Consider the following 21834-nt stretch of genomic DNA (forward strand, 5'->3'; position numbering starts at 1 on the left):
GCAAAATTCCTAGGCCTTCACATTAACACCTCTTTTTTTTAAATATTACTCCATTGGAGGGGGGACTAAAGCAGGGCTTGTTAAGCGGGGTGTTAGAGCAGGATTATTAAGCAAGGTTTTTAAGCTGGGTTATTAAGCAAGATGTTATAGCAGGATTATTAAGCAAGGTGCTTAGCCGGGAGGATATTAAAACAAACCCTAAGGGCATTTATTCCTTAGGGCTTAATGCGATGAGTTTTAGAACTTTTCTTCAACGCCGAGGCCGAATAAAGCAAAGTCGTATTTCACAGGGTCGATGGGATCAAATTTAGATAGCTGAGCGCTTAACTCTACGGCGGTTTGCCAGTCGGTTTGTTTTCTGCTGATTAATCCGAGTTTGCGTGCTACGCGGTCTACATGGACATCACATGGACAGATCAGATCAGCAGGTTTAATGGTAGTCCAGATGCCGAAATCTACGCCTTTGTTGTCCTTTCTTACCATCCAGCGTAAAAACATATTCAGACGCTTGCAGGTGGATTTTTGTAAGGGTGAAGAGACATGCTTGATCGTTCTTCTGGGAAAATCAGGAAGACTGAAGAAATAGGACCTGAAATGGTTTAGGGCCCTTTCTGTTGCAGGGATTTGCTCCAATTCAGCCAGCATACAGGCAGAAGAAGCGTACTTTTTCTTAGCCTTTGAAGATGATTCTGCCAGGTATTCTTCTCTGAAGACCGGTGCAGGAGCCAAAAAGGCAGCCTCGAGGCTTTCCGACTGTTGGTAATGATGCTTAAAGAAAGACACGAAGTACAACAGGTCGGTATCGTTGAAAGTGCGGTGTTTGAAATTCAGCAGGCGCTTCAGGTCATCGTCACCATGGTTCAACATGAAGTCGTAGGGCTCATTATCCATTCGCCCGAAGAGCTCTGTGCATTTGTTAATGATCGTTTTGCGTTGCCCCCAAGCTAAAATTGCCGCAAAGAATGCGGCAATTTCAACGTCTTGTTTTTTAGAAAAACGATGTGGAATGCAAATCGGATCATTTGAGATGAAGTTGGGCCGGTTGTATTGTTCAACTTTGAGGTCCAAAAAATCTTTAAGTTCCAGGAATTCCAATGTTTGTTATTTTAAAGCTTGTTCTAAATCTGCGATTAAATCATCAATATCTTCTACACCTACACTTAAGCGCAAAAGGTTGTCTGTAACACCCACTTTTTCACGCTCTTCCTTAGGAATAGAACCATGTGTCATGCTTACCGGGTGATTGATCAGGGACTCCACGCCACCCAAAGATTCCGCAAGCGTAAATACTTTGAATGAAGAAGCAATTCTGAACGTTTCCTGAAGATCAGCATCCTTTAAAGTGATGGAAACCATTCCTCCGAAACCACGCATTTGTTTTTTTGCGATGTCATGGTTAGGGTGATCTTCAAAACCTGGCCAGTAGATCTTATCTACTTTTGGATGGGTTTTAAGGAAACGGGCAACTTTCTCTCCGTTTTCACAATGTGCTTTCATGCGTAAATGAAGGGTCTTAATTCCTCTAAGTACTAAAAAGGCATCCTGAGGTCCAGGGGTAGCACCACAAGCATTATAGATAAACCAAAGGTCTTTGTATAACTGATCGTCATTAACCAGTAAAGCACCCATTACTACGTCGGAGTGACCTCCGATATATTTGGTTACCGAATGCATCACGATGTCAGCACCAAGGTCAATAGGATTTTGCAGGTAAGGAGAAGCAAAAGTATTGTCTACGGTCAGGATCAGTTTACGCTCTTTTGTAATTTTGGCGATCCCTTCGATGTCAATGATCTGCATGGTTGGGTTTGTAGGGGTTTCAATCCATACCAACTTTGTTTTATCATTGATATAAGGCAACATGTTCTCCGGTTTTGACAAATCCAGGAAATGGAACTTAATGCCATATTTTGCATATACTTTGGTGAAGATGCGATAAGAACCTCCGTAAAGATCATTACCGGTGATCACCTCATCTCCTGGCTGTAACAACCTCAAAACAGTATCCGTAGCACCCATTCCGCTGGAGAAAGCTAAACCATGTTTTGCATTTTCCAAAGCGGCAAGGCAAGCCTCTAAAGCCTTACGTGTAGGGTTTGTTCCTCTTGAATACTCGAATCCCTGGTGGTCACCTGGAGATTTCTGCCAATAGGTAGACGTTTGATATATGGGAGTCATTACTGCTCCGGTAGATGGGTCAGGTTCCTGACCGGCATGTATTGCTTTCGTTGCGAACTTCATATGTTATTATTTTGCTCTATTTCTGCTTTAAACTGATATCCAAGGTGTTTGCCTGTAGGGTATCCGCTTGCAGCCAACATGGATTGTTTTTGATTTAAAGTTACTTCTTTTATTTGCGCAAATGGAGGAATTACCAGATCAGAAGCCAAACAGAACAAAATTGACCTTTCAATGATGTCTGTCAGCTTTTCTTCAGTCACCAGGTTATTGGCAATGTCCTGATAAAGAAAATCCAATGCCCCCTCTCCTTCCACCATAAAGTGTTTGTCTTTATTGATGAGGATCCGGGCGATCAGTGAACCCTGATCTGCCAGTCGGTTGTACTTAATCGAATCTGCGAGGAAGTTGTGGATATAAATAATACCGCAATAGCTCAATGAAGGATCCTCCTTAATGTATTTCGTCTGAAATATAGAATGGCTGGGTTCAAAATTAAAGATATTGCTATGCATAGACACCATCAGCATATCACCGGAGAACTTCAGCTGAGCTTCAAACTTATTGTTCTCTTTATAATCAATTTCTACAGAGGTATCCTTTACGCCATAGTCCTGTTTTAGTCGCCCGGCAGTCTTTGACAACTGCTTTTTTAACAAATCAAAGATCTCTGTTGTATTTCTGTAAATCGACTGCTTTAGAGAAGCCTTACATTCAAATTCTTTAAGTATTTTACCGTAATTTTCAGTATTCATTAATGCTGATTTTTATGAGCAGCAGGTTATCCTGCCTAAACAAATAATTAATAAGCTCTGGCGAATAACACCCTTTGCTTAGATGGTTTGCCGGAATAGATACAAACACCATCCTCCAGCTTATTGTTTAAAGGAATACACCTGATTGTTGCTTTTGTCTCTTCTTTGATCTTTTGCTCTGTCTCAGGCGTTCCATCCCAATGCGCAGAAATGAATCCGGCTTTACCATCCAGCAATTCTTTAAACTCATCGTAAGAGTTGGCGGCTGTGGTATGCTCTTCTCTGAATTGAAATGCTTTATTGTAGATGTTGGTCTGAATTTCTTCCAGCAACTGAGCGATATGAATGTCAAGACCTTCCTGAATTACAGTTTGTTTCTCTCTGGTATCCCTGCGGGCAAGTTCAACAGTACCGTTTTCCAGGTCTCTGCCACCAATGGCCAGGCGAACCGGCACACCTTTCAATTCGTATTCTGCAAATTTGAATCCCGGACGTTGTGTGTCGCGGTCGTCATATTTTACAGAGATGCCCAGTTTCTTCAACTTCGGCATCAACTCATCCACAAATGCGGAAATCTTATTCAACTCTTCGTCGCCTTTGTAAATTGGCACGATCACCACCTGTATCGGCGCTAATTTCGGAGGCAATACCAATCCGGCATCATCACTATGTGCCATGATCAGCGCACCCATCAAACGGGTGGAAACACCCCATGAAGTTGCCCATACATGCTCGATCTTACCTTCTTTATTGGTGAATTTCACGTCAAATGCTTTCGCAAAGTTTTGACCAAGGAAATGTGATGTTCCTGCCTGTAAAGCTTTTCCATCCTGCATTAATGCCTCAATGCAATAGGTTTCCAAAGCACCTGCAAAACGCTCATTTGCGGTTTTCATTCCTTTAACTACCGGTACGCCCATCCAGTTTTCTGCGAAATCTGCATACACATCCAGCATTCTTTCCGTTTCTTCAACGGCTTCCTGTGCGGTAGAATGCGCAGTATGCCCTTCCTGCCAAAGGAATTCTGTAGTACGAAGGAACAAACGGGTACGCATTTCCCAACGTACAACATTCGCCCATTGGTTAATCAGAAGCGGAAGATCACGGTAAGATTGGATCCATCCTTTATAAGTGTTCCAGATGATGGTTTCGGAAGTTGGTCTTACGATCAGTTCCTCTTCCAGTTTTGCCGTTTCATCTACGATAATATTGCCATTTCCGTCATTTTTAAGACGATAATGTGTCACAACTGCACACTCTGTCGCAAAGCCTTCCACGTGGGAAGCTTCCTTCGAAAAATATGACTTAGGAATGAATAAAGGAAAGTAAGCGTTACTGTGGCCTGTATCTTTAAATTTTTGGTCCAAAACCGCCTGTATCTTCTCCCAAATGGAGTATCCATAGGGTTTTATCACCATACATCCCTTTACAGAAGAGTGCTCTGCAAGGTCTGCTTTTATAACAATGTCGTTATACCACTGGGAATAATCTTCGTTTTTACTTGTAATACCTTTGCTCATAACTATTTGGAACGTTTTTTGTGTAAGTTTGCTTGTAATGTAGGCTACAAATTTATAAATTTATACCTACAAAAAACGTGCACACACAAAGAAAACATATAGTTATGAAACCTAACCATTTATTCACCAGTATGCTGGCCCTGACAACAATTGTTGTTGCGTCCTGCTCAGCGCCAAGGTATGCGCAGCAAAGCAATCATGAGGATGATGTTTACGGTTCTACTGCTAAGGCGCAGATCTATACGCCGCAGGAAAGACCAAGAGCACAGGCAACCATCGATGATTACGATCAAAGTGACGAATATTATGGCACCAGTGATCCATATTATGACATGGATTACTCTTCCCGTATCAACAGATTCTCATACTCCAGTCCATGGAGATCATACTACGATCCATATTTTGACAACGGATATTACGGCTACGGCAACGGATATGGCTACAACGGCTTTTCTCTTGGCTTAAGCTTCGGTTCCGTATGGAATTCTCCATATTATGGATGGGGCAATTATTATTCTCCTTTTGGTTATAACCCATGGGGATGGAATAACTTTTATGGCGGAGGCTACGGTGGTGGTTACTACGGTGGCGGATACTGGGGTGGTGGTTATTACGGAGGCGGTTACTACGGCGGTGGATACATTGGCGGAGGAACTTATACCGGCAGAACAACCAACGCGCCAAGAGCAACAAGGTCATATGGAGACGGAGCAAGATCATCTTACGGATCAGGTGGCAGAGGATCATCAGGAACGGTAAGGACTGACTTTAACGGAAATGTAATTTCCAGAGGAGGCAGGGCCGAAGCTTATGCGCCTAACAGAGAAGGAGACAGAGCCGCGGGCAGAATAGCCAGAGAAAACACCAGGTCATCACGTGGAGAAGGTTACAACCCTCCCCGTCAGGAAAGGTCCAGTCGTGGCGAAAGCTACAGACCGGAACCTCAAAGCAGGCCAACCTATACTCCCCCACCATCACGTGGCGGTAATGAAGGTGGCGGCGGTAGTGGCAGATCTTCTGGTGGAAACAGCGGCGGTGGCGGCAGGTCATCGAGAGCAGGAAGAGGCTAACCCAATTATTTATTATTCAGACATACATATGAAGCGATCATAAGTATACTCCCTTGCAAAACAGCAATGAGCAGGCTCATGATCGCTTTTTCATAATCGAAAATATTCTCCAATGAAAAAACTGATACTATCTTTAGTAGCTACAGTAGCTACTGCAGGATCATTATATGCCCAATATACACCTGATGCCCTTCGTTTTTCGCAAACAAATTATGGAAGCTCCGCAAGGTTCAAAAGCATGGGCGGCGCGCAAATCGGAGTTGGTGGCGACATGAGTTCCCTGGGAGGAAATCCCGCAGGTTTGGGTTTGTTCACAAAATCAGAATTTAGTCTCACCCCCGAATTCAATATGGTGAAGGGAAAGGCCAACTTTCTGGGCCAGACTACAGAGGCTTCAAAAGACAGGTTAAACCTCAACAACATCGGTGCGGTATTCTACAGCCCTACTTTTAAGCCTAAAGGTCAGGATCCGTCGAAAGGGGTCATCAGTGCCGTTTTTGGTGTAGGTTATAACCGCAACAACGATTTCACAGCAAACCATAGCTATGAGAGTTCTAAGGTACCAAACTCGGTAACCGGTTACTTTTCTGAAGAAGCAAACCGATTCCATTCGGGATCGTCACTGGACGATTATACCATTGAAAAAATGGCTTATGGACAGTACCTGATCGACTACAATGCAGGTGCAGATAACTTCTCTTCCAATGTTCAGTCTGTAACCAACCAAAAGCAATCGGAAATCAGAACAGGATCTACCTCGGAACTGAACGTTGCAGGAGCATTAAATATCTCTAATAAATTCTATATCGGAGCAAGTATTGCTTTTGTAAATGTCCGTTACCTGAACAACCGTAATGTAAGTGAATCAGGCTTCAATGGTGTTTATGCTTCCAAGTACGACCTGAGCTATAGTGTGAGTTCAGAAGTTAAAGGCTCTGGTGTTAATGGCCGTCTGGGTTTAATCTACAGACCGGAGAGCAATTTACGTTTAGGTGTTACTTTTCAAACCCCTACCTGGTTATACTTTGACGATGTGGAGTCTACGAACTTAAATTCGAAATTATATGCAGGAACAAAACCTGGAAATTACACAGATCCAACTGCAACGTCAAGCCTTACCTATCAATTGCGTACACCTTTGAAAGGTTCATTTGGCGCAAGTTATGTGATTGGAAACAGAGCATTGATTTCAGCAGACGTCGACTATGTTGATTACAGCACCATGCATTACTCTTTAGACCAGGACAACAATCAGGGAGCTATAGACAGGGCCAACCAAACGATAAAGGCAAATTACAAAGAGGCCGTGAATTACAGAATAGGCGCAGAATATAAGCTGGACAATGCTTTTAGCTTAAGAGCTGGTTACGGAAATAATGGCACTGCTTTAAAAAATGATAAAGACAATTATTTCGCCACCAAAATATACACCGGAGGTTTAGGCTATCGCATCAACAACTATTACTTTGACCTTGCCTACCAACGTGTTGAAAACAATGTAGACCTGAGCGGTTATTATTTAAATAACGAATCAGAGCCGGTTGCAAATATTAAGGTTGCAAGAAACAATGTTTTCTTAACCTTTGGGGTTAGGTTTTAATCAGGTATAACCTTTAATAAGGTATAAAAGACCCCTGCTTAAACAGAGAGGGCATAAAAAAAAGGACTGTGTAACTACAGTCCTTTTTTTATGCCCTTATCTTTTTTATTTAAACAATCCGCTAAAGCGCTCAATCTTCTTTTCTACTTCCGAATCTTTAATCAGCTCCGGTGCATGGTGTGGCTTCTTACGCGCATCAATGATCACCGGACCTGTACAGCCCCAGTGTTTATGCTCCGTAAAAGCACCAATTCCATGAATATCTGAAGCAGGGTTACTTCTGGTAAAAGTAATCCAGACCAGGTTATTGATCGTCGCAGCAGCAAATGTGCTGTCGTCACATAAAACGATTAAAGCAATCCCATCCAGGTTTTGCCCTTTCCAGTGTTGGTTTAAAGATTGCACTTCCAGATTCGCCTGATCCTGACTTTCGTACGGCAGCCCCTGAATCGTCAATACTCCCGGAATGGCAACCCTTGCATCTTTGAAAGATGCAGGCAAACTAAATCCCTCCGGGAGCCCGGCAGACAATGTTCTGCGCTTTTCTCCGGCAGCAGCAAAGACGACCTTAGAACCACTGTTCAATCCATCACCACTATAATCTAAGGTATCAATCGTTGTATTGGTATGGAAGTGCAGGTCGGTACGGAAATCCATCCTGCTCAGCACATGCTGCATAAAGGCAGAAATATCGTGTGTATCTAAAGTCTCGTCATCTTCCCGGGCCGCAATGAAGAGGTATTTGGCCAGGCTCAGCTGGTTTTTTCCCAGGATATGATTGGCAATGGTCAGAATCTCCTGAGGTCTGCGTTCTTTAAGAAACGGCGTATAACGCTCACTTCCGATTGCAAACAGTAAAGGATGTACCCCTGCCGCATCTACTGCATTCAACTCTTTTAAGCCGTGAATCTCTTTCGGTAATGCCGATCCTGCGATCTCATGAATCAGTGCACCAAAGCTGGTATCCTCCTGAGGAGGCCTTCCAACCACCGTAAACGACCAGATGGCATCCTTACGGTGATACACATTATGAACCTTCATCAAGGGGAAAGGATGCGTCAGACTATAATAACCCAAATGATCTCCAAAAGGACCTTCAGGTTTGTTTTCCTGAGGATATACCGTTCCCGTGATCACGAAATCCGCATCCGCAGAAATACAGAATCCTTCCTCATCATAGAAATACCGGAACCTTCTGTTTCCCAGTGCACCGGCAAAAGTCATCTCCGACAATCCTTCCGGCAAGGGCATCACTGCCGCCAATGGGTGAGATGGCGGCCCTCCCACAAAGATGCTCACCTTTAAAGGTTGCCCCTTTGCATTGGCCTTAGACTGGTGCACACCTATCCCTCTGTGGATCTGGTAATGCAATCCGATCTCTTTGTCTTTTATATACTCATTGCCGGCAAGCTGAATGCGGTACATGCCCAGATTGGCATTCATGATGCCCGGCTTGTCAATATCTTCAGTATAGACCTGTGGCATGGTGATAAACGGTCCGCCATCCATAGGCCAGTTCACGATCTGTGGCAATGCACTGATCGTTGTTTTGCTAAAAGTTGATTTAAAAGTCTGCTTTAAGGGTAAGGCAGTTAAGGCCGTGAAACCTATCCCAGGGAGTTTCAGTGGATTCTTCAACACCTTTATCGGGTCGGACCTCAATCCCACCAGCTGCTCCACTTTATCCAGGCTATCCCTGAACATAAACTTGGCCCGCTCCAATGTTCCAAACAAATTAGATACCGCCGGAAAAGGGCTTCCTTTAACTTTTTCAAAAAACAAGGCTGGTCCCTGTTCTTCATATACCCTTAAATGAATGGCAGCCATCTCCAGGTATGGATCTACTTCTTCTTTTATCCTGATTAAATGGCCGTGCTTCTCTAAATCGGCAACACACTCTGCTAAACTTTTATATCCCATTACAGGCCAAAGATATCAAACAATTATTGTTTGACATAAAGCCATTAAATAGAAAAGACCACACATAAATGCATGGTCTTTATCATTGGAGGGAAAGCTTGTTATTTTTTACCGGCAAACGAACGCAACATCCAGGTGTTTTTTTCCTTGAACTGCATAAATCTGTTCACCATATCATTAGAACCATCATCGCCGGCCGCATCGGTCGCATCTAACAATTCTCTTTCTATTTGTATCAATTGAGACATATCATCGAGAACCGCATCTACCATGTCCAGATCTTTCATTCCAATGGTATCTGCTTCTTTGATGACAGACTCTTTAATGTAATCTGAAAAACGGCTGTGCGGTGCTTTACCAAGGGTAAGTACACGTTCCGCGATTTCATCTATTGTTAACTGGGCATTGGTATATAATTCTTCGAATTTGATGTGCAGGGTGAAAAAGTTCTGACCTTTGACATTCCAGTGACAGCCTCTTAATTTTTGGTAATGCATGTGATAATTAGCCAGATAGTCGTTCAACATATCTACTACTGGTTTTACTTTCTTCTCATTTAAACTGATTTCTTTTGCGTCCATGGTATTTATTTTTTTATTTTGTTCTGATCATAGGGATCGCATATATAACAATAGGGGGTATAAATGGTTTTGAAAATTGTTATTTTGACGTACAATACCACTTTGGAATGAGCGTTTAATATTCAAAATTCCCGCTTTCTTTTATTATTCGTATAATTGCTCATTAAATTTAACAGGACATTAATGTATAAATATTATATAGTATCGTTATTTGCAGTGGTTTTAAACCTATCTACTGCCAATGCCAATACCAACACAAGGGATTCTATAGGCGTAGAAAACCGTAACGGAAAAAAGCTCATCATTCATCAGGTAGTGGCCAAAGACACTTATTATTCTATCGGAAGAAGGTACAGTGTGGTTCCAAAAGACATCATGAGCTTCAATGACAACAAGTTTTTACAGATTGGTGTCATTATTAAAGTACCTACCAATGTTCCTTTCGTTTCCGAGCCCGCTCCGGGAAAAGTAACCGCTTCCGGTAAAACAAGCCCTGCCGCTCAAAGCAACAACACCAATAGCAGCGCAAATGAGGTAGCAGAAGGCGGACTGATCGAACATACGGTTCAGAAGAAGGAAAACCTGAATATGCTTGCTGAAAAGTATGGCACCACGGTAAATGAGATCAAGAGGGTCAATAACATGAGGTCCATCAACCTTCAGATTGGCCAGTTGTTAAAGATTCCAGCCAAAAATGCAGTAGAAGAACAAGCCACAGAAACAGCAGCCACCACAAAACCAAATACCCCTCCTGTCACAACAACTCCGGCAGAGGTTAAGAAAAAAGAAGACATCCTCGTTCCGATCTTCCCTAAAAAACAACCGGCCAACGCCAGTCAAAACACAACAACTCCAGCCAGTCAGGCACAAAATACAGCCACCAGCCCTTCTACGGAAGAACTCCTGGTACATACGGTTGCCTCTAATGAAACCATCTATTCCATTGCCACTACCTATAAGATGACCATGGATCAGCTTAAAGCAAAAAACGGGCTCATTAACAACTCATTAAGCGTAGGTCAAAAATTATTAATCAGAGGTCAGTATCCGCCAAAACCGGTTCCTTCGGCTCACAATGAAGTGGAAAATCCTGCCGACACTTTGAATTCTATAAAAAATCCTTCGTTAAGGTTGCCGGCCAGCAGATATGGCCTGAACCAAATGGACGAAAAAGGAACAGGAATCTGGATCGCTGATCCGGACCTTGACCCCTCAAAAATGCTGGTATTACATCGCACTGCGCCCATTGGAACAGTCATGAAAATCACCAATCCAATGAGCAACAGATCGACCTTCGCTAAGGTTGTTGGTAAATTTACAGAGAATGAGTCCACAAAAGATGTTATCATTGTAATGACTAAAGCTGTTGCTGATGCATTAGGGGCCTTAGACAAAAGATTTTTTTGTAATTTAACGTACGGTGGACAAGACAATGAACAATAAACCATTTATCATTGGTATTGCGGGGGGAAGTGGTTCCGGTAAAACCTTTTTTTTAAATTGTTTCTTACATCATTTTAAAAATGATGAAGTTACCCTGGTATCCCAGGATGACTATTACATTCCTGTGGGGGAAATGACTCAGGAAGAAAACAAACTATATAATTTTGATTTACCTTCTACCATTGATAAAGAGCAGTTTTTGTTCGATATTAAAAAACTGGTAAAGGGTGAAGTAATCTACAAAAAGGAATATAATTTCAATAATCCTTTGGCAGTAACTAAAATTCTGGAGATTAATCCTGCTCCTATTATTATTGTAGAAGGACTTTTCATCCTGCATTTTGAGGAGATCGCAGCCATGCTGGATCACCGCATATTTGTAGAAGCAGAAGATGCAGTTGCCCTGGCAAGAAGAATCAAACGTGATGGAATGGAACGCGGATATTCTGAAGAAGATGTGACTTACAAATGGGTAAATCATGTTGTTCCGGCGTATCATGAATATTTACTGCCTTACAGAGAAAGCTGCGACAAAATAATTGTCAACAATTTCGACACTCCTGATGATATTATTAAAATCACAGATGAAATCTCTGCTGATTTAAAAGTAAAATACTGTAAACACAAACAAGAGGAGTAATAAAAAAAGGGATGCTTTTGCATCCCTTTTTTCATGCAGATACATTGCTTAGTCAAAAATCATTTCCGGAACATTGTCCTCCGCAAACAATTTACCCGTAGTGGCCTGTCTGATATAATCCACGCTCACTCCCGGTGCCCTTTCAATCAATTGAAAACCTCCGCCCGGAAGCACATCCAGTACCGCCAGTTCTGTTACAATCTTCTTGATACAATTTACGCCCGTAAGCGGCAGCGTACATTTCGGCAGAAGCTTGCTTTCTCCAGCCTTATTTACATGCTGCATTGCCACGATAATGTTCTTTGCAGAAGCCACAAGGTCCATTGCTCCGCCCATTCCTTTCACCATCTTTCCCGGGATCTTCCAGTTGGCAATATCGCCGTTCTCCGATACTTCCATTGCCCCAAGAATTGTTAAATCTATCTTCTGACTTCTGATCATGCCAAAGCTCAATGCTGAGTCAAAGATCGAAGATCCCGGCAATGTCGTAATCGTTTGTTTTCCTGCATTGATCAAATCTGCATCTTCTTCACCTTCAAAAGGGAATGGTCCCATTCCCAATAACCCGTTTTCCGACTGCAATACCACATTGATTCCTTCAGGAATATAATTGGCCACCAGTGTAGGAATGCCGATCCCTAAATTCACATAAAATCCGTCTTTGATTTCTTTTGCGATACGCTTCGCAATTCCGTCCTTATCCAACATACTAATAATTTATAGGATTAATTTTTTGTTCTAACTGTACGCTGCTCGATTCTTTTCTCATAACCGGCACCTTGAAATATGCGGTGAACGAATACACCGGGCGTATGAATGTGATCAGGATCAAGTTCCCCTGCTTCCACCAGCTCTTCTACTTCAGCAATGGTGATCTTTCCCGCCATCGCCATGACCGGATTGAAATTCCTGCTGGTCGACCTGAAGATCAGGTTTCCTGCAGTGTCTCCCTTCCAGGCTTTAACAATCGCAAAATCAGCATCAAAAGCATATTCCATCAGGTAGTCTTTACCATTAAAGTTTCTCACTTCCTTTCCTTCGGCCACTTCTGTACCCACCCCTGCCGGGGTAAAAATTGCAGGCATTCCATATCCCGAAGCCATGCACCTTGTGGCCAGTGTTCCTTGCGGAATCAGCTCTACTTCCAATTCTCCGCTCAGCAGCTGACGCTCAAATTCGGCATTTTCACCTACATAGGAAGAGATCATTTTCTTTACCTGACGTTGTTGTAACATCAGTCCGATTCCGAAATCATCTACGCCTGCATTGTTGGATATACATGTTAAATCTTTCACGCCTTTCTTTACCAGAGCGGTAATGCAATTTTCAGGAATACCGCACAGTCCAAAACCGCCGAGCATTAAGGTATTCCCATTCTCGATATCGCTGATGGCTTCATCAGCACCCGAAACTACTTTATTGATCATATATAAGGTTTTGCTACTAAATTATAGTATAAAATGTGTTCCAACAATTTATTTAGCTATTTCTATAATTTTATCGTTGCTGCCATTGCTGCTGCCGATGTAAATCTTCCCTTCCGGCGACTGGCAGATGGACCTCAGACGACCAAAGTCATTGACCAGAAAATCTTTTGCTTCCGTAATTTTATCACCTGCCGGATTCAATACCAGCTGGGTCAGCTTAGAGGCCTTCAAACTCAGCAACAACAAAGAGTTCTTCCATTGAGGGATATAGTCCGAGTTGTAATAAGAAATGGACGCAGTGGCGATGGTAGGTGTCCAGGCAAACAGCGGTTCGACCACATTATTAATGGTACAAAAACCCTGCTCTGCCGTCGTATTGCAAAAGCCCTCTACATTCGGCCAGCCATAATTCCTTCCTTTGACAATCAAATTGACCTCATCATCGCTATTTGCACCATGTTCAGAAGAATAGATCTTATCCCCTACCTGGATCAATCCCTGAGGGTTTCTATGTCCGAAACTCCAGAGCGGGCTCCCTGCATTTGGATTGTCCGCAGGAATGCTGCCATCCAGATTTAAGCGAAGGATCTTACCGGAAAGGGAATTCGTATTTTGTGCGTTGGCGGCCACACTGGCATCACCGGTACTGATCATCAGTTTCTGGTCTGAAGTAATCAGCAGTCTGGAGCCGTTGTGAATGTTGGAAGCAGGAATCTGATCGATGATGGTAAGCGGAGCGCTGAGGGCCCCGTTTGCATAAGTAAAACGAACTACTTTTTCCCGGTAATTCGAACCTGTTCCATAATTATAGACCACATAGACCCATGGATTAGCACTAAAATTGGGATGTAAAGCCATCCCCAGCAAACCACCTTCTCCCGTAGACACGACTTCAGAAATGGTATGCAATAAGGTGACTTTTCCCGTCTGTGGGTCTACCCTGCTGATTCTTCCCGGTCGTTCGGTCATCCAGATCTGCTGATCGGGACCATAGATCAACTCCCAGGGATGAACCAGGCCGGAACTCAGTACACGGGTTTTCAATTCGGCATCAGGAAGCGGGTTCCCGTTCCCGTTGGTTTTACTTTTCTTGCATGCAGTAATGCAAAGCAGAAGTGCAAAAGCACTGATCATCAAGACTTTCATAGGACATTGCTTTTTATAAATATAACAGCAATGTCCTGAATATGTTTATTTAATTGAAATATACGTAAGTGATGCCATCACCTCCTCTATCTGCATGTTCATCTTCTACCCGGTTAACCTGACTGTATTTTTTCAGGTATTCGCGGATCAGCTTTCTTAAAATCCCATCTCCTTTTCCATGGATCAGTTTAATGAAAGGAAAGCCCAGCATAATCGATTTGTCCAGGTACTTCTCTACTTCATGAAGCGCATTGTCGCCACGCATTCCCCTGAGGTCCAGCTCTGCCGTAAAGTTACCTATCGCCTCAGAAATACTTCCGGTATAAGAGTTGTTCTGAATGGCCTTTTTAGCCTGTTTATTGCTGATCTTATAGACCCTGTTTTTCTTTAATACAGAGCGCAAATCACCTAAGGCTACCACGAGGTTATCCCGGTTGATTTCCAATACCTGACCTGTCGTTTCGCTGTTGTTCAGCTGCACCCAGTCTCCTACTTCGATAGGCGTATTTAAAGGAACTGCCACCTCTGGTTTCTTCTCTTCCTTTACCTGATTCTGAACCATTACCTTTTGCAGGTTCTGGCGCAATTGCTTGGTCACCGTCTTATCGGCCTGTTTTTCTTTAATTTCGGCAATGGTATTCTCCACCAGTTTATTGGCATTCTTGATGATCGCCTGTGCTTCCAGTTTAGCTTCCTTGATGAGCACCTTTTTGTTTTCATCTAAAAACAGTTTCAGTTTCTCATTTTCAGCAACCAGGTTTTTCACCTTATTCTGTTGCGTAGACAAATGCAGTTTTGTATCGTAAATCTGCTTTTTCTCCCGTTCCAGATCTACCAGTAAGCTGTCGATCCTGTTCTGGTTCGTTCCTGTTTTTGCCCTTGCCAGTTCCAGTACTTCCTTCTGAAGTCCGATGTTCTGTGCGATCTCAAAAGCATAAGAACTTCCGGGTTTCCCCAGTTCCAATACATAAAGCGGCTTCATCCTGTCGTTATCAAACAACATCGATGCATTTTCCAGTCCGGGGGTATTCCCCGCAAAAAGCTTCAGGTTAGAATAGTGGGTGGTAATCACTCCCCTCACTTTCTTATTGTTCAGGACTTCCAGTACCGCTTCTGCCATTGGCCCTCCAAACTGAGGATCGGTACCTGTTCCAAACTCATCGATCAGTACCAGTGTTTTCGGAGAAGCATGGGCCACGAAATGACGCATTTTCGTCAGGTGGGCACTATACGTACTCAAATCACTCTCTATAGACTGATCATCACCGATATCGGCGAAGATATTTTCAAAAATCCCCACCTCACTCGATTCATGAACAGGAATCAGTAAACCCGATTGTACCATCAGCTGCAAGAGCCCCACTGTTTTCATACAAACCGACTTTCCTCCCGCATTTGGTCCGGAAACCAATACGATCCTAAGCTCCGGCGTGATGTGAATGTTCAGGGGAACAACGGTCTTTTTATCTGCTTTAAAAGAAAGGTACAACAAAGGATGGCGGGCATTAATCAGTTTGGTTTGCGCCTCCTTGATCAGCACCGGCATATCTGCTTCCACCTCGATCGCAAACAAGGCCTTTGCGCGTACAAAATCCAGTTTCGTCAGGAATCCATGGTACGACAACAACAGGGGCGTGTAAGGCCTCAGATCAGTGGTCAGTGCAATCAGGATCTTAATGATCTCCCTGCGTTTATCAAACTCCAGATCCCTCAGCTTATTATTTAAGGTAAAGACCTCTTCCGGCTCCATATACACCGTTTGTCCGCTGGCAGACTCATCATGGATGAAACCTTTCAGTTTTCTTTTATTCTCAGCAAGGATCGGAATACACATCCTGCCATCCCGAATGGTCAGGCTTCCGTCTGCCACCCAGTTATTGCCTACAGCCTGCTTAAAAATGGAATCCATCCGCTTGCGGACGTCCTGCTCGGCTTTGGCAATGTCGCCAATAATGGTCTGCAAAGTCACCGAAGCATTCGGCTTGATTTTTCCTTTAGGGTCGAGAACAGTCTCGATTCTTTTCAGGATATTCTTTTCGACAGGAAGGTGTTCCAGTAAGGCTTCCAGGTTGGGGTAAACTTCTTTTCTTTCTTCAAAAAACCTGAGCACCGAAAATACGGTCTGCAGGGAGGCATACATTTGGTGCAATTCCTCTTCCACGAGGTAAGTACCTTCTACTTTGATCTTATCGGCAAGGCTTTTAATGTCAAAAAAGGTACTGATTTGCAGGGGTTCCTGGTTTTCCAGGATACTTTTAAATTCATTCGTTTGTCGTAAAAACTTATTGATCTGGTCATACTTCGTCATGACCTGCATTTTATCGACCATCTGCTGTCCCATCGGACTTAAGCAGTGTTTATGAATAAGTTGTCTGACCTCACTAAAACCCAAACGCTCTAAACAATTCTCCGGATATAACATACTTATATTTATAATTTGGGTTCTTTATAAACCATCTTTGGTTGAATAAAATCAATTTTCTTCTTTGTGGTATCTTTCAGAAGAAAACGGATTTTGTACTCCGGATCCGCTCTCAACAGCGAATCGGCAGAGTTTTTTAAGGCTAATGCTTTCTGGATTTTCACATTCGACAGGGAGTCGGACTTTACCACGACCGATTTCTGCATGCTCAGGTCGCCCACCACTTTGGTATAGATCTCATCTAATATTTTTGGCTCGCTGTTGTAATACGCCATACTCTTTGCGTACTTTGCAGAATCAACTCCATACTTCTTATAGATCCCCCTGTAGTAAGCGGAAGCTACTTTTTTCGCAGAATCAGAACTTGGAATCGACGACACATAACCATCAACAATATGGATATCAGCCAAAAGGGCTGACATCTGATCAGGTTGAATGATCTGCTTGGGAATACCGGGTTTACAGCCTGAAATCAGTAAAAAAAGGAAGACTATATATAGAAAGTTTCTCATTATGCTTAAAACATCATTATTTCTTAGACAAAGTTCGCTAAGGTTCTTAATTTTACCAAAAATACTGATAAATGAGTATAGCAGATAACTTATTAAAATATAAAAACGAATTGGATGAGATCGCGGTGAAATTAATTGCCGTATCTAAATACCAGGAAGCGGCGGCCGTACAGGAAGCTTATGACGCCGGACAAAGGGTATTTGGGGAGAACATCGTACAGGAACTGGTAGAAAAACAAGCACAACTTCCACAAGATATTGAATGGCACCTGATCGGTCATTTACAAACCAATAAGGTCAAATATATTGCCCCTTTCATCAGCCTGATCCAATCTGTTGACAGCTTAAAATTGTTACTGGAGATTGATAAGCAAGCCGCAAAAAACAAAAGAGTGATCGATTGCCTGCTTCAGATCTATATTGCAGACGAAGACACCAAGTTTGGCCTGGGCTTTGACGAAGCGATCGAACTTCTGCGCTCAGAAGAATTCGCCGCCCTGAAAAACGTCAGGATCGTTGGTTTAATGGGAATTGCAAGCAACAACGCCCTGGAAAAACAAACCCTTGATGAATTTACGGAACTGAAAGTCCTTTTTGATGGCATAAAAGTAAGCTTCTTCAGAAAAGAAGACAGCTTCAAAGAAATCTCTATGGGCATGTCCGGAGATTATAAACTGGCCATCGAAGCAGGAAGTACCATGGTTCGTGTGGGCAGCAGTATATTTGGTAAAAGAAAAATTAAACACTGGAAAGAGGAAGCCTAATGAATAACATCAACATCAGAGTGGCCAAACAAGAAGATTGCGTCAGACTTTTAGAACTGATCAATGAACTTGCGATCTATGAAAAAGCACCGGAAGAAGTAACCGTTACCCTGGCAGAATTTGAAGATGCCGGATTTGGTGCGGCACCGGTATGGAAAGCCTTCGTTGCCGAAGATGAACATCAGATCATCGGCTTTGCCTTATATTATACCCGGTATTCGACCTGGAAAGGCTGCCGTTTGTACCTGGAAGACTTCCTGGTTACCGAAAGCTACAGAGGTAAAGGTGTAGGAAAAATCCTTTTTGAAACCGTGATGAAAGAGGCACAGGAAAAGAACTATAACGGAATGACCTGGCAGGTGCTCGACTGGAATGAACCGGCGATCAATTTTTACAATAAGTATGCTGCCCAGATTGAAACCGGATGGTTAAATGCGTCCTTCTCGAAAGAACAGATTTCACAATAACCGCTTTGCTGCAGATCAACAGGCACGACCTTTGCAGTTGACAACCCTGGATTAACTAAATAAATTATCCCATGAAAAAACTAGGAATATTATTGATTTCTTTAAGCGTTATCGCCTGTCAGAATGAAAAGAAAACGGGCGTTCAGGCAGACAGCACTGCCAGCAACAGTTTAACCTTCAAATACGACAGCCTTCAGGTATTGAGCAAACATACCCAACCGGGCGAAAAAGGCAATACCGATACCGCTTATGCTAAAATCGTTTATCCTGTATTTTCTGATCAAAAGTTAAATCAGCTGGTGGAACAAAAGGCCATAGTTGCCGCCGGGCAGGTCGATGCCAATAAGCAGAAAACATATAAAGAACTGGCCGGCTCTTTTATCGCGGGCTTTGACAGCATCAGCGAAGAAACCGGAGGAGCACAGGCTGCCTGGTTCCTCGACGATCAGACAAAGGTGCTCGTTAACCAACCGGATTACCTGTGCCTGGAGCACAGCAATGTGAGCTATGCTGGTGGTGCCCATCCAAACAGTGCGATGGTATACTGGAACATCGATCCAAAGACGTTAAAAGAGATCACCCTGGAATCGCTGATCAAAGAAGGCAGTCTGCCTGAGCTGAACACGATCGCAGAGAAGATCTTCAGAAAAAATGAGAAGCTTAGCCCTACGGCCAGCCTGAAAGACACTTATTTCTTCGAAAAAGATACCTTCGCCTTAAACCGCAACTTTACCATTACCAAAGAAGGATTAAAATTCCTTTACAATCCATACGAAATTAAAGCCTACGCTTATGGAAGCACTGAATTGCTGATTCCTTTCAGTGAACTAAAAACCGTTGCTAAACCTAATACTTTACTCAGTCCGACACTATAATTATGCTCGTATTTAAATTTGGAGGCGCTTCTGTGAAAGATGCAGAAGGCGTGATCAATCTTGCGCAAATTGTTAAACGCTATCCCAAAGAAAAACTCCTGATCGTAGTCTCTGCGATGGGAAAAATGACCAATAAACTGGAAGCCCTCACCCGTGCCTATCTGCATGGCGAAGAGGAGGAGACACATCAGCTTTTTGAAGAAGTAAAGGCCTATCATTTTGGCATCCTGGAAAAACTATTCCCGGACCATGGGAACCCGGTATACAATGACATTGCCAATAGCTTTGTGGAGATCGACTGGCTGATTGAAGAAGAGCCGACGGATAGCCCGGATTATATCTATGACCAGATCGTTTCCATCGGTGAGATTGTTTCTACTAAAATTGTTGCCGCCTATTTAAACTTTGCCGGCAGCAATGCAAAATGGCTGGATGCCAGAAACTTTATCCAGACCGACAACAATTACCGGGAAGGAAATGTAAACTGGGAGAAAACAGAGGCCGAAATTAAAACCGGCTTAAGCCCCGTTCTGGAACATCAGATTGGCGTTACCCAGGGTTTTATAGGTGGTACAAGCGAAAACTTCACCACCACTTTAGGTCGCGAAGGATCCGATTACTCGGCAGCGATCTTTGCGTCCTGCCTGAATGCACAATCCTTAACCATCTGGAAAGATGTTCCGGGCGTATTAAATGCAGATCCCAAATGGTTTGATGAAACGGAGCGGATTCCACAGTTGTCTTACCATGATGCCATAGAACTGGCCTATTATGGTGCAACGGTGATCCACCCAAAAACCATTAAGCCGATCCAGAATAAAAATATCCCTTTGTACGTTCGTTCTTTCCTTCACCCGGAAGCCGAAGGAACCGACATTACCGCATCGGAAAACCAGTTGCCCGTTCCTTCCTTTATCTTTAAGGTACAGCAGGTGCTGATCTCTATCTTCCCTAAGGATTTCTCGTTCATTATCGAAGAAAACTTAAGCGATATTTTCAGCCTTTTCCATAAGCATAAAGTGAAGATCAATACCATGCTGAACTCTGCCATCAGCTTTTCAGTAAGTATTGATGAAGATCCTGAAAAATTACAAAAACTGATTGAGGAACTTTCAGTTCATTATAAAGTGAAATACAATACCGGCCTGGAACTGGTGACCATCAGGTATTACAACCAGCAAACCATTGACCGCGTAACGGTCAATAAGAACATTTTACTGGAAGTGAAAAGCAGACATACCTGCCAGATTGTAATGAAAGACCAAACTACTGCCTCTTAAATTAACAGATCTTGAACGACCATATTTTAGCCAGCGAAGTACAGCAATACATCAACGATCATTTAAATGACGATGTACATAAAATCGCTATGGCTAAAAGTCCATTTACTGAGGTCAGCCCGAAAGAGCTGGCCAATCAGATTGCTGCCAAAAACAAATCCATCAGGAAATTACCTGCCTGGTACCATCAGGAGCAAATCTATTACCCGCCTTTATTGTCTATAGAACAATGTTCCTCCGAAAGCACTGCGGCTTATAAAGCCACACTTGCAAAAGGTGCAACACTGATCGACCTGACAGGAGGTTTCGGGGTGGATAGCTTTTACTTTGCCAAAAGACTGCAATCGGTTACCCATTGTGAGATCAATGCAGATCTTTCGGCCATCGCCGCTCATAATGCAAAGGCATTGAAGCAAACGAACCTTCAGTTTCTGGCCACAGACGGCATTGCCTATCTTGAACATAACGAAGGCCGGTTCGACAACATCTATATCGATCCTGCCAGGAGAAGCCAGACCGGAAAGGTGTTCATGCTGAAAGACTGTACGCCGGATGTGGTGCAAAATCTGGACCTGCTCTTGTCCAGGACCAGGAGGGTGATCATTAAAACCGCTCCCCTGCTGGACATTACCGCAGGATTAAAGGAGCTGAAAAATGTGACAGAGGTCCATGTAGTCAGTGTCAGAAATGAATGTAAAGAGCTGATCTGGATCGTCGAACGCAGCCCTGCTGAAAAAGTAAAAATCGTCTGTACCACGCTCAATGAACAGGAAAAAAGCTTTAGCTTTTTCAAAGGAGAAGAGGATCAGGATTCGGAAATTACGGCAGGCCCATTGCAGCAATACCTTTACGAGCCGGATACGGCATTATTAAAGGGCGGTGCTTTCCAACTCATTGCTTCCCGTTATCAGCTGCAAAAACTACATTCCCAAACCCAGCTGTATACTTCCGATCAGGTCATCACTGAATTTCCAGGCAGGAGGTTCCGGATCAATGGACTCATTTCTGCCACTGAGCTGAAGAAGGAAAAAGACCTTAGGGCCAATGTCATTGCCCGCAACTACCAGGACAAGGCGGAACTTCTGGTCAGGAAATACAAAATCAAACCAGACAACCACCGTTTCCTGATTTTTACTCAAAGTAAAAAAGAAGGATACCTGATTATTGACACTACAATTGAGCAGCACTACTAAGCAGCTATCCTTCAAAAATTTAACACTTTTTAACAAACTTT

The 21834-nt window shown here is 43.2% G+C and carries 20 protein-coding genes; 9 read left to right on the plus strand and 11 right to left on the minus strand.

The window, feature by feature from the left end:
* Positions 1-237: 237 nt before the first annotated feature.
* The 4 genes from DBR43_RS03885 to proS are packed head-to-tail and all read right to left on the minus strand — an operon-like array spanning position 238 to position 4453.
* Positions 238-1095, minus strand: coding sequence for a TIGR02757 family protein (locus DBR43_RS03885; protein ID WP_124578079.1), 858 nt, complete (start codon positions 1093-1095; stop codon positions 238-240).
* Positions 1096-1101: 6 nt separating this feature from the next.
* Entirely contained in the window at positions 1102-2241 is a 1140-nt protein-coding gene (locus DBR43_RS03890; RefSeq protein ID WP_124578081.1) for a cystathionine gamma-synthase, read from the minus strand.
* Positions 2238-2933, minus strand: a complete 696-nt coding sequence (locus tag DBR43_RS03895; protein ID WP_124578083.1) for a hypothetical protein — start codon at positions 2931-2933, stop codon at positions 2238-2240. The genes DBR43_RS03890 and DBR43_RS03895 overlap by 4 nt, the downstream gene beginning before the upstream one ends.
* Before the next feature lie 47 nt (positions 2934-2980).
* Positions 2981-4453: a proline--tRNA ligase gene (proS, locus tag DBR43_RS03900; RefSeq protein ID WP_124578084.1), complete on the minus strand. Its 1473-nt coding sequence runs from the start codon at positions 4451-4453 to the stop codon at positions 2981-2983.
* Between the two features lie 104 nt (positions 4454-4557).
* On the opposite strand from proS, the gene DBR43_RS03905 reads away from it, so the two are divergent.
* Together DBR43_RS03905 and DBR43_RS03910 are read left to right on the plus strand one after the other, a co-directional pair.
* The gene (locus DBR43_RS03905) at positions 4558-5523 is read left to right on the plus strand and encodes a hypothetical protein (protein WP_124578086.1); all 966 of its coding nucleotides are present in this window, start codon (positions 4558-4560) and stop codon (positions 5521-5523) included.
* Between the two features lie 112 nt (positions 5524-5635).
* Positions 5636-7123, plus strand: a complete 1488-nt coding sequence (locus DBR43_RS03910; protein ID WP_124578088.1) for an OmpP1/FadL family transporter — start codon at positions 5636-5638, stop codon at positions 7121-7123.
* A 105-nt stretch (positions 7124-7228) separates the two neighbouring features.
* Here the strand turns inward: DBR43_RS03910 and DBR43_RS03915 are convergent, their stop codons facing one another.
* Positions 7229-9043 (minus strand): UbiD family decarboxylase, encoded by a 1815-nt coding sequence (locus tag DBR43_RS03915; RefSeq protein ID WP_124578090.1) that lies wholly within the window; start codon positions 9041-9043, stop codon positions 7229-7231.
* A 101-nt stretch (positions 9044-9144) separates the two neighbouring features.
* Entirely contained in the window at positions 9145-9624 is a 480-nt protein-coding gene (locus tag DBR43_RS03920) for a Dps family protein (RefSeq protein WP_124578092.1), read from the minus strand.
* Between the two features lie 183 nt (positions 9625-9807).
* On the opposite strand from DBR43_RS03920, the gene DBR43_RS03925 reads away from it, so the two are divergent.
* Positions 9808-11067: a LysM peptidoglycan-binding domain-containing protein gene (locus DBR43_RS03925; protein ID WP_124578094.1), complete on the plus strand. Its 1260-nt coding sequence runs from the start codon at positions 9808-9810 to the stop codon at positions 11065-11067.
* Positions 11057-11707: a uridine kinase gene (locus DBR43_RS03930; RefSeq protein ID WP_124578097.1), complete on the plus strand. Its 651-nt coding sequence runs from the start codon at positions 11057-11059 to the stop codon at positions 11705-11707. Before DBR43_RS03925 ends, DBR43_RS03930 begins: the two co-directional genes overlap by 11 nt.
* A 48-nt stretch (positions 11708-11755) precedes the next feature.
* Here the strand turns inward: DBR43_RS03930 and DBR43_RS03935 are convergent, their stop codons facing one another.
* The 5 genes from DBR43_RS03935 to DBR43_RS03955 are packed head-to-tail and all read right to left on the minus strand — an operon-like array spanning position 11756 to position 17214.
* On the minus strand, positions 11756-12415 hold the full coding sequence (locus DBR43_RS03935; protein WP_124578099.1) for a CoA transferase subunit B: 660 nt from the start codon (positions 12413-12415) through the stop codon (positions 11756-11758).
* A 17-nt stretch (positions 12416-12432) separates the two neighbouring features.
* Positions 12433-13134 carry a CoA transferase subunit A gene (locus DBR43_RS03940; protein WP_069380508.1) on the minus strand — a complete coding sequence of 234 codons (702 nt, stop codon included), beginning with the start codon at positions 13132-13134 and terminating at the stop codon, positions 12433-12435.
* Between the two features lie 48 nt (positions 13135-13182).
* Positions 13183-14280 carry a PQQ-dependent sugar dehydrogenase gene (locus tag DBR43_RS03945; protein WP_124578101.1) on the minus strand — a complete coding sequence of 366 codons (1098 nt, stop codon included), beginning with the start codon at positions 14278-14280 and terminating at the stop codon, positions 13183-13185.
* A gap of 49 nt (positions 14281-14329) precedes the next feature.
* On the minus strand, positions 14330-16702 hold the full coding sequence (locus DBR43_RS03950) for an endonuclease MutS2 (protein ID WP_124578103.1): 2373 nt from the start codon (positions 16700-16702) through the stop codon (positions 14330-14332).
* A gap of 8 nt (positions 16703-16710) precedes the next feature.
* The gene (locus tag DBR43_RS03955; protein ID WP_124578105.1) at positions 16711-17214 is read right to left on the minus strand and encodes a DUF4296 domain-containing protein; all 504 of its coding nucleotides are present in this window, start codon (positions 17212-17214) and stop codon (positions 16711-16713) included.
* Between the two features lie 71 nt (positions 17215-17285).
* On the opposite strand from DBR43_RS03955, the gene DBR43_RS03960 reads away from it, so the two are divergent.
* The 5 genes from DBR43_RS03960 to DBR43_RS03980 all read left to right on the plus strand — a co-directional run bounded on the left by DBR43_RS03960 (position 17286) and on the right by DBR43_RS03980 (position 21793).
* Positions 17286-17978 carry a YggS family pyridoxal phosphate-dependent enzyme gene (locus tag DBR43_RS03960; RefSeq protein WP_124578107.1) on the plus strand — a complete coding sequence of 231 codons (693 nt, stop codon included), beginning with the start codon at positions 17286-17288 and terminating at the stop codon, positions 17976-17978.
* Positions 17978-18445 (plus strand): GNAT family N-acetyltransferase, encoded by a 468-nt coding sequence (locus DBR43_RS03965; protein WP_124578109.1) that lies wholly within the window; start codon positions 17978-17980, stop codon positions 18443-18445. Before DBR43_RS03960 ends, DBR43_RS03965 begins: the two co-directional genes overlap by 1 nt.
* Positions 18446-18516: 71 nt before the next feature.
* Positions 18517-19320 (plus strand): DUF3298 and DUF4163 domain-containing protein, encoded by an 804-nt coding sequence (locus DBR43_RS03970; protein ID WP_124578111.1) that lies wholly within the window; start codon positions 18517-18519, stop codon positions 19318-19320.
* Between the two features lie 2 nt (positions 19321-19322).
* A complete protein-coding gene (locus DBR43_RS03975; RefSeq protein WP_124578113.1) occupies positions 19323-20600 on the plus strand; it encodes an aspartate kinase in 1278 nt (425 codons plus the stop codon).
* Between the two features lie 11 nt (positions 20601-20611).
* Positions 20612-21793, plus strand: coding sequence for a hypothetical protein (locus tag DBR43_RS03980; RefSeq protein WP_124578115.1), 1182 nt, complete (start codon positions 20612-20614; stop codon positions 21791-21793).
* The last annotated feature ends 41 nt before the right edge of the window (positions 21794-21834 follow it).

Source organism: Pedobacter sp. KBW06 (assembly GCF_003852525.1).
Classification (GTDB): domain Bacteria; phylum Bacteroidota; class Bacteroidia; order Sphingobacteriales; family Sphingobacteriaceae; genus Pedobacter.